Origin of the sequence: Exiguobacterium sp. TDN 0502, assembly GCF_050846835.1 — a bacterium.
GTDB lineage: Bacteria > Bacillota > Bacilli > Exiguobacteriales > Exiguobacteriaceae > Exiguobacterium_A.
Map to the genome: position 1 here is coordinate 131,081 of NZ_JBOZGJ010000002.1, position 15,041 is coordinate 146,121.

The window sequence follows — 15,041 nt, forward strand, 5'->3', positions numbered from 1 at the left end:
CTCCTTACTTCGTCGCAAGCAGCTGCGTTAAGGCCGCCGCCTTTTTAGCATCCATTTTGGCAATGATTGCTGCTTGTTGCTCCGCATCGATATCTTCAATGATCGGTACGACCTCTGTCGGGCTCAGTTCATTTAAGATCAGCGCTGCATCTTTTGGAGCCATCTCTGCGTATACATCCGTCACGGATGCTGTTTTTTTCGTCGTCTTCGTCTGATCCGTCGTTGCTGTAGTAGCAGGAGTTTGCTTCAGACGATCTCGTTCCGCAATGAGACGTTCCACTTCTTGTTCCTTCGCCTTCAGCGTATCCGATTGTTCCTGACTTTGATTGCGCAGCTTCTTAATCTCTTGATTCGCCACCTTAAGGCGGCGTTCAAGTTCTACTGAAGGATTCGCTTTGTCCGTAGTCTTCTCCTCGGTGGCGAACGGCAAGGACAATAACGGACGTCCATTTGCATAGTTCAAGACGAAATAGGCCGTCAACAAGATTAAAATCAAAGGAATGATCAGTAGCGGGATGACCCATCCTTTTGACGTTTTGGTTTCACTCATATCATCCGTCCTCTTCCAAACTGTAACAACGCCAGTTCATCTAATTGATTTTGCTCAGTTACGGCTTCCTCACGCTTTATCTCGAACGTATGGTTTTCCTGTAACCGTGTAAATTTCTTTTCTTCAATCAACGCTCGTTCAAGCGATTCTTGCGTTCGCTCATACCGATTTTTTGCCTGTGTGACGTATAACTGTTGTCGTTCGATTTCTTGTTTTACGACATCACGCGCACGTTCTCGGTATTGAGAAGAGGTCAGTTCAACGATGCCGATTTCATTTTGTTCTCTCAGAAAGGTCTCGTAACGGACGAGCAGATGATACAGCTTTTCAACTTCCGTCTCATACTGCTTTTTATGAAGACTCATCTCTTTCGCGACGCGATCCTTCTCAGCTTCCGCTAAGGGAATGATTCGTTCATAAATCGTCTTCATCCTTCTTCCTCCTTACTGGATCGTAGTCATGAGCTGATTACAAGCGATTTCAAAATCACTCGCTTCATGGATTTGCTGTTTTAAGAATTGAATCAGTTCCGGATATTTTTCAACAGCCCGGTCAATCTCTGGATTCGTCCCTTTCTTGTATGCACCAATATTGATCAGGTCCTCTGAATCCAAGTACGTCGACAATAGCTGTCGGAACGCAACTGCTGCCTGCTTATGATCCGCTGTCGTGATTTGGTTCATGACCCGGCTGATCGAACGGAGCACATGAATAGCTGGAAATTGACCTTTATTGGCGAGATTGCGATCGAGTACGAAGTGCCCATCCAATATGCCTCGAACAGCATCTGCAATCGGCTCGTTCATATCGTCTCCATCGACAAGAACGGTGTAAAAAGCAGTAATCGAACCTTCCTGAGTTTTACCACTCCGCTCGAGTAATTGAGGTAGTAACGCGAAAACGCTTGGCGTGTATCCTTTCGAAGCCGGTGGCTCACCTGTTGCGAGTCCGATTTCCCGTTGTGCCATGGCAAACCGGGTAACCGAATCCATCATCAAGACGACATTTTTTCCTTGGTCTCGGAAATACTCGGCAATGGCAGTAGCTGTATAAGCGCCTTTCAGACGAACAAGAGGTGGTTGATCACTTGTCGCTACAATCAAGATAGACCGTTTCATTCCCTCTTCACCAAGTTCTGCCTCTACGAATTCCTTGACTTCTCGTCCCCGTTCGCCAATCAATGCGATGACGTTAATGTCAGCCGTTGATCGTTTCGCAATCATCCCGAGCAAAGTCGATTTTCCGACACCGGAACCGGCAAACAAACCAACGCGTTGCCCTTGACCGACGGTAAGGAGACCATCGATGGCCCGGATACCCGTCGAGAGCACATCACTGATCCGCGGACGCTCTAATGGACTAGGTGGCTTACGAACAATCGACGTCGTCCGTAAATCCGTCAGTGATTCTCCATCAAGCGGACGACCAAGTCCGTCCAGTACTTTTCCGATCAATTCTTCTCCGACCGGTACATGAAGCGGTTTACCTGTCGCGATGACGATTGATCCTGGAGCAATAGATGTCGTTTCACCATATGGCATTAATAACACATGTCCTTCTCTGAATCCGACGACTTCTGCTTCGATTGTCTGTCGGTGTTGAATCTGGATTAAACAACGTTCACCAATCGCAACCGCTGTCGGACCACGTGACTCAATCATTAAACCGATGACTTGGACGACTTTGCCTGAATGTTGAACGAGTTCTTCCGAACGAATCTCACGGACCGCTGCTTGAACGGCTGTTACATTAAGCATGTTGTAAAACCTCATTGATTTTTGTTTGTAAGGCGTCGTAGCCTATCGTCAGACCACCCGTGATGGCTCCGTTTTCCGAGTCGATTCGGTAATCTCGCGCAGCTAGAGCTGGATCAAAACGAAGCTGAATCATTGCGTTGGCACCAAGTACACTTTGTAAGCGTTCCTCGAGCACGACGACTCGTTCAAAATCAGCCGGTGACGCATATACAACGATTTTTTCACGATCTCGGAATTGGATAATGAGTTGATGTAATAATTGATAAAGTGCTTCTTCATCCGTATCGTGTAATTGCTCGAGAAATTGATGGGTCACTTGGAGACCTAATACACATAACTCATGTTCGAGGCGGAGTAGCCGTTCCTGATTCTGTTCTTCTAGTCGAACAGTAAAATTGTTCGTCTCAGCAATTCGTTGTTCGAATGTCGCTTGTCCTTCTTGACGACCAGTTTCATGACCTTCTTGGTATCCTTCTTGATAACCTTGTTGTCGGGCTTCTTCCAATGCATGGAGACGATCCTGTTCAAGCTGGTGTTGACGCTGTTCGAATTCTGCTAGCATCGCTTGACGTAATCGTTCCAGCTCCGCATGCCCTTCTGCCATTTGTTCCTCATATAGCGTATCCGGAACGCCAAATGTCTCTTCTTGAGAAGTATGTGCTTGAACGAGGGTCCGTTCCTGACGTTCGAATACTGCCTGCCTTTTAATGACGTTAGACAACAATATCATCTCCTCCACCACGTGCGACGACGATTTCACCCATATCTTCTAAGCGACGGATGATGCCGACGATCCGGCTTTGGGCCTCTTCGACGTCCCGCAGACGAACAGGTCCCATGAATTCCATGTCCTCTTTGAACGATTCGACCATACGCTGCGACATATTGCGGTATACCATGTCTTTGACGTCGTCGGACGAGACTTTGAGTGCAAGCAACAAGTCCTCGTTCGATACTTCGCGAATGATTCGTTGAATGGCTCGAGCATCGAGTGTGACGATGTCTTCGAAAACGAACATTCGTTTCTTGATTTCTTCCGCGAGCTCCGGATCTTGAATTTCAAGCGTGTCGAGAATCGTGCGCTCAGTCGTGCGGTCTACCCCATTCAAGACTTGAACGACTGCCTCAATACCACCCGATTGAGCAAAGTCCTGCATACCTGCTTGTGAGAGGTTCCGTTCAAGGATCTGCTCGACCTCGCTGATGATTTCTGGATTCATCCGGTCCATTGTTGCAATTCGACGGGCTACGTCAGACTGCGCTTCTGCCGGTAACTCGGAGAGGATTTGCCCTGACTTCGCAGGGTCAAGATGTGCAAGGACAAGGGCGATTGTTTGCGGGTGCTCATTTTGAATGAAATTGAGCAATTGTTTTGGATCTGCCTTTCGTGCAAACTCGAACGGTCGGACCTGTAAGGTCGATGTCAGGCGATAGATAAGTTCCATCGCCTTTTCTTCACCGAGTGCTTTTTCAAGAACTGATTTAGCAAAACCAATACCACCTTGTGTGATGTAGTTCTGTGCCATTGCCAGCTCATGAAATTCATCGAGAACGACCAGTTTATCTTCGGGATCTACTCGCTTCATGCTTGAAATTTGTAGAGTTAACCATTCCATTTCTTCTTCCGATAGATGTTTATACACACTAGCAGCAACTTCAGGACCTAACGAGATCATGAGAATCGCAGCTTTTTCACGGCTGTTCATTTCTAACTTCTTCATCTCCTCAATCCTCCGCTAACCAAGTACGTAGTAATTTCGCAAATTCATCCGGATTGGATTCAGCCAGTTTCTCCAACTGTTTCCGCTTGACCGTACCTTCACTTGTATCTTCTGTCGAGAGTTCTGGAATTTCCGTATCAATCGGTGTCCATTCTTCAAGCTCTTCGATTTCTTGTGCCCGACGGCGACGCATGAGTAGGATAACGGCACCGATGACGAGAATGGCTGCGCCACCAAGAGCGAACCAGACCCACATTGGGGTTGCTGTCGTCGTTTTCGTTGCTGTCGTCGTTTTCGCAAATGGTCGGGACATGACGACGACTTTGTTTGCGAGTTCTGCATCCGTCAATGTCGTCTTCGCATCCGTTTTCGTCAGTGAGGTCCGAATGATCGAATACATCATCGTCTGTAAGTCCGTCTGCAATTGGGGATCAATTTGGTTTTGTCCTTGTGGTGGTTCGACGATGATCTGAATTCCTAAATCACGAATCTCATAAGGGGCACCTGTGATTTGTTTCGTGATCCGGTTGACTTCATAGTTAATGATGTCATGCGTCTTTTCACTCGTATCGCCAGTTGTTCCTGTGCCAGCCGGGAAATTGGTCGTCTCATTCTGTCCTGTCCCCGCCGTGCCAGCATTCGCTGATCCGGTATATGCTTCTGCAACTTTTTCAGCCGACGTGACGATCCCTTCGATTTTATCCGGGTCGACAGGTTCGACGAGTTTTTGTTCTTCCTGACGTTTCGTGACGTCGACATCTGCCGTAACGGATACGAGCGCTTTTTGCGGTCCGAGGACGACCGACAGCATCTGTTGAATCTGCTTGCGTAAATCGTTCTCTGTCGTTTTTTTAAGCGCCATCGGGTCTGTTCCTCCGGCAGTTTGCGTGGCGTTGCCAGGTTCATAATACGTAAAGTACTGATCCATGATGGTGATGTTTTCTTCTTTTAGATTAGGGATACTTTTCGCAATCAAATGATAGAGCCCTTGGACGGTTTGATTGTTGAGATTACTCCCGGCGCTTGAAGTCAAGACGACCGAAACCGTTGAAGATTCCTTCTCGTCAGACAAGAAGACACTTTTTTCAGGAAGCGTGATCATGACTTTTGCAGCATCGATGCCGTTGACTTGAGTGATCAAATTTTCGAGCTCCGTTTGCATCGTATCCCGTTCTAGAATATTCATCTCTTTATCGGTCGTACCAAATCCTGCATTTTCACTGAAGAAGGAATAATCGATTTGACCCGATTTTGGAATTCCCGCAGTCGCCAGTTCGACTTTCAAGTTTTCAACATTCGCTTCTGGAACAAGGACGGTCACGCCATCTGTTGCGTTCACGACTTCCGAGGGTATCCCGTCTTCATTCAGCTTCTCCGTTACTTGTCCCGCTTCTTGTGGTGACAGTTTTGAATAGAGGGGGGTCATCGTCGGTTTCGATAGCCAGATGATAGCAACGATCAAAGCGGCTAGGACAACGAGGGTGATTCCAAGAATCGTTGCTTTTTTAGCAAGTGACCATTCTTTCCACGTCGTATTCAGTGCTCCGAATCGAGCTTTTATTCGTTCGTTCATTCAACATCTCCCACACTTTCCTTAACAGTCACAGTTGCATACGCATCATTTCTTGGTATGCCTCAATGCCTTTGTTACGGACTTCTAGGGCGAGTTGCATAGAAAGCGATGCTTCTTCTGTTTTAATCATGATGTTATGTAAATCCGTCGTCTTTCCCGTCGCTAAGTCAACGCGTGCCTGAGACGAAGCTTGTTGCGTCGCATTCAGACCGTTCATGGCCTCACTGAGAACCTCGCTGAAATCACTCGGTGTCGTTTTCGCGATCGATTGAGAGGGCATTACCATCTGCATGTTTTGAATAGGTTGAATCGCCATTTAGTCATCTCCTCTCCTTATTTACCAATTTCCATCGCTTTGACGAGCATCGCTTTCGTCGCATTCAAGGCAGTCACGTTTGCCTCATAAGAACGGGTCGCGCCCATCATGTCGACCATTTCCTTTAATAGATCAACGTTCGGCATTTTCACGTACCCCAGTTCGTCTGCATCGGGATGGGTTGGGTTATACTCCAACTTGAACGGTTCAGGATCCTTTTTCAACTCACTGACCGTGACACCGTTCGCTGTTTCCTTTAAAACGGCAAGTTTTCGAGCATACGGTTGCCATTGACCATTCACGAGTTCTCCTCGTGTCGTCTGTGCATTGGCGATGTTCGCAGAGACCGTATCCAGCCGTAATCGTTGTGCGGTTAGTCCAGAAGCGGAGGTATGGAATCCGTTAAACATACTCATGGATTACTTCCCTCCCCGAATGACCGATTGAATACCGGAAAACTTGCGATTCAATTGCTCTACCAATGCCTCGTACTCAATCTGATTGCGTGATAATTCAGACATCTCAAGATCGATGTCGACACCGTTTCCATCGTTACGCATCGTATTTGGTCGATCGACGATGCTGCCGGATGTATCAATCGTCGCATGCCGTTTGAGGCTTAGTTTCATCTCTGAGTCGAGTACGTCCCCGAATGTGACACGTTGCGCTTTATACCCCGGCGTATCGACATTCGCGATATTTTTAGCGATGACTTCTTGTGACATCACCGTCCGATTGACGGCTTGCGTCATCAGATTGTAATCCGACCCTAACCAGTTCATTTTTCTTCCTCCACTCTTTAAACCTGAATTTTCTATAAATCAAAAAAGTAAGTCGTTAGTAACATATCTGAAATAATTGAAACAAATAGGTCAATGTTTGAAAAGAAGTTTTTTGAAAAATAGGGTAATGAGATGTTAATATTCTGTTTTTTATTCCCTTTTCTTATAAAAATGATAAATAATACCTAGTCGCACAAAAAAGACCTAGTTCATAACTAGGTCTTCTCTCTTTTAGAATCTATTTCCTTTTTTAGTTCGATTTGATGCGTTCTAATTCATATAGGAAGTTATCGTTCAAGATTTTGATGTATGTTCCCTTCATACCGAGTGAACGTGACTCGATGACACCAGCGCTTTCGAGTTTACGAAGCGCATTGACGATAACGGAACGCGTGATTCCGACGCGGTCAGCAATCTTCGACGCAACAAGGAGTCCTTCATTTCCTTCAAGTTCTTCAAAGATATGCTCGATTGCTTCAAGCTCCGAATAAGAGAGCGAATTGATCGCCATTTGAACGACAGCTTTCTTCCGCGCTTTATCTTCTGCTTCGTGCGCTTTTTCTCGAAGAATCTCCATTCCAACGACCGTTGCTCCATACTCTGCAAGTACGAGGTCCTCTTCATTGAAGTCCTCGACCATCCGACCAAGCACAAGCGTACCAAGACGTTCTCCGCCACCGATGATCGGTACGATTGTCGTCTTTGACGTCTCGAACGTATCACGGTTGTCGACTGGGAATGCCGTATGTTCACTATCAATGGCAATATTCGCTGTCGTTTCCGTGACGTTGAAGAGTTTTTTCGTATAGTCTTCTGGGAATTGGCGTTCTTCCAAGAAACCACGGACCCGGTCGTTTTCGATTTGTTGTTTGATCGCAATACCCAGTAACTTCCCGCGCCGACTTACGATGAACGTATTTGATTCCATGACTTCACTGAGACGGTCCGCCATCACCTTAAAATCAACATGTGTGCTTGCTTCTTGTTGTAACATCGTATTCAGCATCCGCGTTTTCGCCAATAAATTCATTTTTTCTTCCTCCACTTTATAAGATGAACTGACTTAAGTCTCGATCATCTGCTACTTTTCCAACTCGATCCGTCACGTACTGTGGCGTGATCGTCACATCCGTTTCCGGCATGTCTGCTGCTTCAAAGGATAACTCCTCGAGGACGCGCTCCATGATCGTATACAAGCGCCGTGCTCCGATGTTATCCGTCTCATCATTCACTTGTGCCGCAATTCGAGCAATCTCACGAATCGCTTCATCCGTGAACGTGACATGCACGTGTTCGGCTCCTAATAATGCTTTATATTGTTTTAGTAATGCTTGATTCGGTTCTGTCAAGATTTTGACGAAATCATCTTCCGTCAGGCTATCGAGTTCGACACGAATCGGGAAACGACCTTGTAATTCAGGTATCAGGTCTGATGGTTTTGCCATATGGAAAGCGCCCGCTGCGATGAACAGGATATGATCCGTCTTAACTGGACCATACTTCGTCACGATCGTCGATCCTTCAACGATCGGTAAGATATCTCGCTGAACCCCTTCTCGTGAGACGCCTGCAGAATCGTGACCTTTTGTCGCGATTTTATCAATCTCATCGACGAAGATGATGCCCATCTGTTCCGCACGACGGACAGCTTCATCGTGAACTTCATTTAAATCGAGCAAGCGTTCCGCTTCCTCCGCTGTCAAAATCGGGCGTGCTTCCTTAACAGTCAGCTGGCGCTTCTTCGTTTTCTTCGGCATGACCTGTCCGAGCATATCTTGTAAGTTTGCTAGACCTTCCATCCCTTGTTGCCCTGAGAATAAATCGACTTGACGTTCTTCGATGTCGACTTCAATCATGCGATCTTCAAGTTGACCTGTCAGCAATTGTTGACGCAACAATGAACGATCCGCTGTCGCTTCTGAAGTATCCGGTTCTTGTTGCTTTTGATTCCCACCAAACAACATTTCAAACGGATTCGATCCACCGCCTAAACCAGCTGAAGCTTTTTTACCTGACAACGCATCGACGATTCGCTCATTCGCTACTGCTTCAGCACGATCTTTGAGTGCTTCTTTTTTCTCATCCTTAACCAGACGCAGTGAAGCCTCCACAAGGTCCCGCACCATCGATTCGACATCACGTCCGACATAGCCGACTTCCGTAAACTTCGTCGCTTCGATCTTGACGAATGGAGCACGGACGAGTTTCGCGAGACGTCGCGCAATTTCCGTCTTTCCGACACCCGTTGGTCCGATCATCAGGATATTCTTCGGCGTGACTTCATCTCGCATTGATGTATCCAGTAATTGGCGACGGTAACGATTTCGTAAAGCAATCGCTACTGCCCGTTTGGCATCGGCTTGTCCGATGACATGTTCATTCAATTTCTCGACGATTTGTCGTGGCGTCAATTCATGCATGGTCGTTGCCTCCGATCGTTTCTAGAATGATTTGATCGTTCGTAAAGACACAGAGTTCTCCGGCCGTCTCAAGCGCAGCACGGGCAATTTCTTCTGCCGAAAGCTGACTTGCATGTCGAGCTAACGCACGACCTGCTGCAAGCGCGTAATTACCACCTGATCCGATGGCAAGAATGCCGTCATCCGGTTCGATGACCTCACCGTTTCCGGATACAAGTAAGAGATGTGTTCCATCCATGACGAGTAAGAGTGCTTCTAGTTGGCGCAGCATCTTATCGCCTCGCCATTCTTTTGCTAGTTCTACTGCTGCCCTTTGCAGATTTCCATTGTACATTTCAAGCTTCGCTTCGAATTTTTCAAAAAGTGTAAATGCATCTGCAACACTTCCCGCAAATCCGGCAATGACTTTGCCACCATAGAGGCGCCGTACTTTTTTCGCACTTTTCTTCATGATGACTTGATTTCCGAAAGTCACCTGTCCGTCCCCGCTCATTGCGGATTGTCCGTTATGTTGAATCGCAAAAATCGTCGTTGCATGAAACATCAATGTTTCCTCCCTTAGGCACGAGGATGTGCTTGTTGATATACATGGCGTAATCGTTCTGTCGTGACATGCGTATACTGCCCGGTCGTCGATAGCGATGCATGACCGAGTAATTCTTGTACCGCTCGCAAATCAGCGCCTCTTTCGAGTAGATCCGTTGCGAAACTATGACGCAGCGCGTGGGGTGTTACGTGTTTCCCAACGAGTTGTTCCCCTTTTCTCATGATTTTCCGAATCGCATCCGTCGTCAATCGACGCCCTGAGTGAGACAAAAACAATGCTTGTTCGTGTCCTGCGATTGGACTACGTGATGGTAAGTATCGCTCTAATGCTTCCTTAGCAAACGTTCCGACTGGTGCAATCCGCTCCTTTCCACCTTTTCCATATACATGGACATAGGACAGGTCGGATGCGAGATCGCGTAAATCCAGCTGAACGACTTCGCTGACCCGCATACCGGTCGCATACAGCAGTTCCACTAATGCCACATTCCGATTACCAAGTGTTTCACTTGACCGGAACGCCTCGAGGAATCGTTCATATTCCGTTGGGACGAGAAACGTCGGAAGCCCTTGTTGTCGTTTTGGTGCTTTTAATCCATCGAATGGATTCGGTTCATCGGTGTCACGTGTCAAAAAACGACCAAATTGTTTGAGACAGGAAACTTTTTGCGCAATCGTCGCCCGCGCCAGTTGCTGATCGTAAAGAGCATACAAATAACGCCGTGCACTTGCCAATTCAATCGATCGTAACTGATGATCGCGGCAAAAAGCGGCGTATTGTCGAAGTGTTTGATCATAAGAGCGACCTGTATTCGGAGATAATTGACGTTCAATATGAACATACCGCATGAAATCTTCTAGCAGTCGCTCAAAAGCAGTGTCTATCCCCATGAATGCGCCCCCTTCTGACCATTTCATTCTCGAATCGCCCTTAGCATAGCACAGACCAAGTAGTCTGACAATAGACCAAAAACCGAAAAATTGACGAAATTATCGCGCTTTTGTGACAAATTAAGAAATGGGGAGAAAGAGCGCTGAATCACGCCTTTCTCCCCATCAAAAATCACATATCCGTGAAATCTTTGATTGCTTCAAGTGCTCGCTCTGCGTAGAGCGCATACTTCTCTGGTTTTTTCATCCGAACCGGGTGACCGACGAGTGCCGGTACCAATCCGAAGTTGGCATTCATTGGCTGGAAGTTCTTCCCTTCCGTCGTCGTGATATAGTGCGACATTGCACCCATCATCGTCTCTTGCGGGAACGTAATCGGTTCGGCCTCATTGACGAGACGTGCCGCATTGATTCCTGCTGTCAAACCGGACGCTGCAGACTCGACATACCCTTCGACACCTGTCATTTGACCGGCAAAGAACAAGTCATCACGTGTACGTGTCTGATACGTTGGTTTCAACAAGTTCGGTGAGTTGACGAACGTATTACGGTGCATAACACCATATCGGACGATTTCTGCATTCTCAAGACCAGGAATCAAGCGGATAATCCGTTTTTGTTCGCCCCATTTTAGATGGGTCTGGAAACCGACGAGATTGAAGAGCGTCCCGGCTGAGTTATCCTGACGTAGTTGGACGACAGCATATGGTCGTTTCCCTGTCTTTGGATCCTCGAGTCCGACCGGTTTCATCGGTCCGAATAATAACGTTTTCGGTCCGCGAGAAGCGAGAACTTCAAATGGCATGCATCCCTCGAAGTAGATCTCTTTTTCAAATTCCTTGAGTGGAACGACTTCCGCATTGATCAGCTCATCATAGAAAAGCTGGAATTCTTCTTCCGTCATTGGACAATTCAAGTAAGCTGCTTCACCCTTATCGTAACGTGATTTCAAGTACACCTTCTCACGATCGATTGTATCTCCGTCAAGAATCGGTGCCGCTGCATCGAAGAAATACAGATAATCTTCACCCGTGAATTGTTTAAGTGATTCCGATAATGCTGCACTCGTCAAAGGACCAGTTGCGACGATCGTCGGACCATCTGGAATCGCTTCGATTTCTTCATGATGGACGGTGACGTTCGGATGATTTTTCAACGTTTCCGTCACGTATCCTGCAAAATCGTGCCGGTCAACAGCAAGTGCCCCACCTGCCGGCACGCTTGCTAAGTCTGCTGCCTTCATGATCAAGGAATCGAGCTGACGCATCTCTTCCTTTAAAACACCGACTGCATTCGTCAACTGGTTTGCCCGAAGTGAATTCGAACAGACAAGTTCAGCGAATTGGTCTGTATGGTGCGCGGGAGTCTGTTTGACAGGCCGCATTTCATATAAGTCTACTTGTACGCCGCGTTTTGCAAGTTGCCATGCTGCTTCAGAACCTGCAAGACCCGCGCCGATTACCGTTACACGTTTCAACGGTCATTCCTCCTCTTGCTCCTGATCGATGCGTGTTTCATGATGTCCACAAGATGTACATTCTACTTTCACACCGTTCTTGATTTTCTTTTGTACCATCATACTGCTACAAACCGGACATGGTTCTTCGACCGGTTTATCCCATGAGACGAACTCACACTCCGGATAGTTCGAACATCCGTAGAACAAACGACCTTTTTTACTCCGTCGTTCGACGATATCGCCCGTTCCACATGTCGGACACTTCACACCAATCTCAACTTGGATCGGTTTTGTGTTACGACATTCCGGGAAGTTCGAGCACGCCATGAACTTACCGTAACGTCCCATCTTGATGACCATCGGATGACCACAGACTTCACAATCTTCTCCAGCCGGTTCATCTTTGATTTCAATCTTCTCAATCTCTGCTTCTGCCCGCGTTAGACGCTTCGCAAACGATTTGTAGATCGGATCGACGACTTCCGTCCACTGCATGTCGCCTTTTTCAATCGCATCGAGTAAGGCTTCCATGTCTGCCGTGAACTGGACGGTGATGAATTCTTGGAAGTAGTCGCTGATCATATCGATGACGAGTTCTCCGAGTTCCGTTGGTAGGAACTTCTTCTCTTCAAGTGTCACATATCCCCGTTTTTGAATCGTATCAAGCGTCGGCGCATACGTCGACGGACGACCGATTCCGAGCTCTTCCATCGCCCGGACAAGACGTGCCTCCGTATAGCGTGGCGGTGGTTGTGTGAAGTGTTGTTTCGGTTCGATTGCTGATTGCTTCAGCTCTTCCCCTTCATCAAGTGGAGGAAGTAGTCCTTCCTTGACGTCTGTGACCGCCTCGTCATCCGTATCTTCGATGTAGACCTTCATGAAGCCCGGGAATTTGACTGTTGATCCATTCGCACGGAACATGATGTCGTTTGAGACAAGGTCCACTTTGACTGTATCGAGAATGGCAGGTGCCATCTGACTGGCGACGAACCGCTCCCAAATCAGTTTATATAAGCGGAACTGATCACGTGATAGATATGATTTGACGAGTTGCGGTTCGCGCATCGTCGACGTCGGGCGGACAGCCTCGTGCGCATCCTGTGAATTCGCCGATTTCTTTTCTTTGCGTTTCTCACTGGCAATATATTCTTTTCCGTAAGCCTGTTCGATGAACCCATGCGCTTCAAGATTCGCTGTCTCAGACGTTCGAGTCGAATCGGTACGCATATACGTGATCAAACCGACCGTTCCTTCTTTTCCGATCTCGATTCCTTCGTACAGCTGTTGTGCGATCATCATCGTCTTCTTCGCCCGGAAGTTCAGCTTACGTGCCGCTTCCTGTTGCAGGGAACTTGTCGTAAACGGCAGTGCTGGATTTCGCTTCCGTTCTTTTTTCGTGACCGAATCGACCGTGAAGTCTTCTGAGAGTTGATTCAAGATTTGATCGACTTCTTCTTGCGAATGAAGTTCACGTTTTTTGCCATCAACTCCATAGAAGTTCGCTTCGAGCTTTTCACCGTTTGCATCAAGCTCTAATTTGATCGTCCAGTATTCTTCTGGCATGAACGCATTGATTTCCTGTTCCCGGTCGATGATCATCTTGACGGCAACGGATTGAACGCGCCCGGCAGACAATCCTTTTTTGATCTTTTTCCATAATAACGGACTCATGCTGTAACCAACAAGGCGGTCCAAGATACGACGGGCTTGCTGTGCATCGACAAGATCATAGTTGAGCTTGCGTGGTCGCTTGAACGAATCCTTGATGGCATCTTTCGTGATTTCATTGAAGACGACGCGGCATTCCGTTGATTCATCAACGCCTAATGCCTTGGCTAAATGCCAGGCGATCGCTTCCCCCTCACGGTCGGGGTCGGCTGCGAGATAGATTTTTTGTGCTTTTTTCGCAGCTGTCTTGAGTTCTTTTAAGACCGGACCTTTACCACGGATCGTGATATATTTCGGTTCATAGTCATGTTCGACGTCGACTCCCATTTGGCTTTTCGGCAAGTCAATGACGTGCCCCATCGACGCTTTCACGGTGTAGTTGGATCCGAGATAACGTTTAATGGTTTTTGCCTTAGCGGGTGACTCGACGATTACTAGATATTTTGCCATTGCAATCGCTCCCTATTAGAGGCGTACTCGTATTTTAATCTCACTTATCATAGTAGTCTCGATTCCCATTTGTCAACGTTCAGCCGAATACTTTTTGAAACTTCTTCTGGATCAAGGAGCGGAATCGCGCCTTCTGCGATCAATTGATTCGTTCCGGTAAAGAACGATTCAGTCGGACAACCCGGTAAACAATAGACATCTTTTCCTTGATCAAGCGCGTGACTTGCCGTATTCATCGTACCGCTTCGTTTTGCCGCTTCGACGATGATCAACGAGGAGGTCAATCCGGCAATGATCCGGTTCCGTTCTAGAAATTGAAATTTTCGAATGGGTGTACCGGGTGGATACTCAGAGAGAAGAAGACCGTGTGATTCGATACGGTCAAAAAGAGGGATGTGAGAAGTCGGATACAAACTGTCAAGTCCACCGGCAAGAACCGCAATCGTTTTTTGCTGATGTTTTAGGGAAAGACGATGGACGAGGGCATCGATGCCGTAGGCGCCTCCGGAGACGGTGACGAGATCTGGATGAAAGAAAGATTGAAGGAAACGCATTCGGGAAAGGTGTTGTGGTGAGGGGGTCCGACTGCCGATGATACTGACGCGCGGAAGAGTGAGGTGAGAGGGATCACCACGATAAAAAAGGGCATAGACAGGTTGAGGAATGGTGAGTAACATCGTCGGAAACAGCGGATCGCCTTTGACTAGAATCGCTTCCTCGATCTGCTCGAGATGTAGCGCTTGTTCATAACGATTTCGAAGACGTTTTGAGACGGGCAGTTCATGACTTGGAACGATTCCGAACTGCTCAATCAACCGGACGATCGTGTACGGTACTTGACACATGGCGAAGCGGACATACAGTTCTCGATTCATGATAGCAACGCTCCTTATTTATATAGAAGAAAG

The 15,041-nt window shown here is 47.3% G+C and carries 16 protein-coding genes; all 16 read right to left on the bottom strand.

The features are described 5' to 3' along the window. Positions 1–4: 4 nt before the first annotated feature. On the bottom strand, positions 5–550 hold the full coding sequence (locus tag ACRPK8_RS03850; RefSeq protein WP_432237011.1) for a magnesium transporter MgtE N-terminal domain-containing protein: 546 nt from the start codon (positions 548–550) through the stop codon (positions 5–7). Further along, complete coding sequence (locus tag ACRPK8_RS03855; RefSeq protein ID WP_432237012.1) at positions 547–981, bottom strand: flagellar export protein FliJ; 435 nt, start codon at positions 979–981, stop codon at positions 547–549. Before ACRPK8_RS03855 ends, ACRPK8_RS03850 begins: the two co-directional genes overlap by 4 nt. A gap of 12 nt (positions 982–993) precedes the next feature. Continuing rightward, positions 994–2,307, bottom strand: coding sequence for a flagellar protein export ATPase FliI (fliI, locus tag ACRPK8_RS03860; protein ID WP_432237013.1), 1,314 nt, complete (start codon positions 2,305–2,307; stop codon positions 994–996). Beyond that, positions 2,300–3,037: a FliH/SctL family protein gene (locus ACRPK8_RS03865; protein ID WP_432237014.1), complete on the bottom strand. Its 738-nt coding sequence runs from the start codon at positions 3,035–3,037 to the stop codon at positions 2,300–2,302. Before ACRPK8_RS03865 ends, fliI begins: the two co-directional genes overlap by 8 nt. Next, on the bottom strand, positions 3,021–4,028 hold the full coding sequence (gene fliG / locus ACRPK8_RS03870; protein WP_050677479.1) for a flagellar motor switch protein FliG: 1,008 nt from the start codon (positions 4,026–4,028) through the stop codon (positions 3,021–3,023). Before fliG ends, ACRPK8_RS03865 begins: the two co-directional genes overlap by 17 nt. Before the next feature lie 4 nt (positions 4,029–4,032). Next, positions 4,033–5,601 (bottom strand): flagellar basal-body MS-ring/collar protein FliF, encoded by a 1,569-nt coding sequence (gene fliF / locus ACRPK8_RS03875; RefSeq protein WP_432237015.1) that lies wholly within the window; start codon positions 5,599–5,601, stop codon positions 4,033–4,035. Between the two features lie 28 nt (positions 5,602–5,629). Beyond that, positions 5,630–5,917: a flagellar hook-basal body complex protein FliE gene (gene fliE / locus ACRPK8_RS03880; RefSeq protein WP_432237016.1), complete on the bottom strand. Its 288-nt coding sequence runs from the start codon at positions 5,915–5,917 to the stop codon at positions 5,630–5,632. 17 nt (positions 5,918–5,934) lie between these two features. Beyond that, positions 5,935–6,333 (bottom strand): flagellar basal body rod protein FlgC, encoded by a 399-nt coding sequence (gene flgC, locus ACRPK8_RS03885; RefSeq protein WP_035406970.1) that lies wholly within the window; start codon positions 6,331–6,333, stop codon positions 5,935–5,937. A gap of 3 nt (positions 6,334–6,336) precedes the next feature. Then, complete coding sequence (gene flgB / locus ACRPK8_RS03890; protein WP_432237017.1) at positions 6,337–6,699, bottom strand: flagellar basal body rod protein FlgB; 363 nt, start codon at positions 6,697–6,699, stop codon at positions 6,337–6,339. A gap of 250 nt (positions 6,700–6,949) precedes the next feature. Then, complete coding sequence (codY, locus tag ACRPK8_RS03895) at positions 6,950–7,729, bottom strand: GTP-sensing pleiotropic transcriptional regulator CodY (RefSeq protein ID WP_432237018.1); 780 nt, start codon at positions 7,727–7,729, stop codon at positions 6,950–6,952. 16 nt (positions 7,730–7,745) lie between these two features. Then, positions 7,746–9,119: an ATP-dependent protease ATPase subunit HslU gene (hslU, locus tag ACRPK8_RS03900; RefSeq protein ID WP_432237019.1), complete on the bottom strand. Its 1,374-nt coding sequence runs from the start codon at positions 9,117–9,119 to the stop codon at positions 7,746–7,748. Continuing rightward, entirely contained in the window at positions 9,112–9,663 is a 552-nt protein-coding gene (gene hslV / locus ACRPK8_RS03905; RefSeq protein WP_432237020.1) for an ATP-dependent protease subunit HslV, read from the bottom strand. Before hslV ends, hslU begins: the two co-directional genes overlap by 8 nt. A 14-nt stretch (positions 9,664–9,677) precedes the next feature. Next, positions 9,678–10,556, bottom strand: a complete 879-nt coding sequence (locus tag ACRPK8_RS03910; RefSeq protein WP_432237021.1) for a tyrosine recombinase XerC — start codon at positions 10,554–10,556, stop codon at positions 9,678–9,680. A 172-nt stretch (positions 10,557–10,728) separates the two neighbouring features. Continuing rightward, the gene (trmFO, locus tag ACRPK8_RS03915; protein WP_432237022.1) at positions 10,729–12,033 is read right to left on the bottom strand and encodes an FADH(2)-oxidizing methylenetetrahydrofolate--tRNA-(uracil(54)-C(5))-methyltransferase TrmFO; all 1,305 of its coding nucleotides are present in this window, start codon (positions 12,031–12,033) and stop codon (positions 10,729–10,731) included. Positions 12,034–12,036: 3 nt separating this feature from the next. Further along, positions 12,037–14,133, bottom strand: coding sequence for a type I DNA topoisomerase (topA, locus tag ACRPK8_RS03920; protein WP_432237023.1), 2,097 nt, complete (start codon positions 14,131–14,133; stop codon positions 12,037–12,039). 47 nt (positions 14,134–14,180) lie between these two features. After that, the gene (dprA, locus tag ACRPK8_RS03925) at positions 14,181–15,008 is read right to left on the bottom strand and encodes a DNA-processing protein DprA (protein ID WP_432237024.1); all 828 of its coding nucleotides are present in this window, start codon (positions 15,006–15,008) and stop codon (positions 14,181–14,183) included. Between the last annotated feature and the right edge of the window lie 33 nt (positions 15,009–15,041).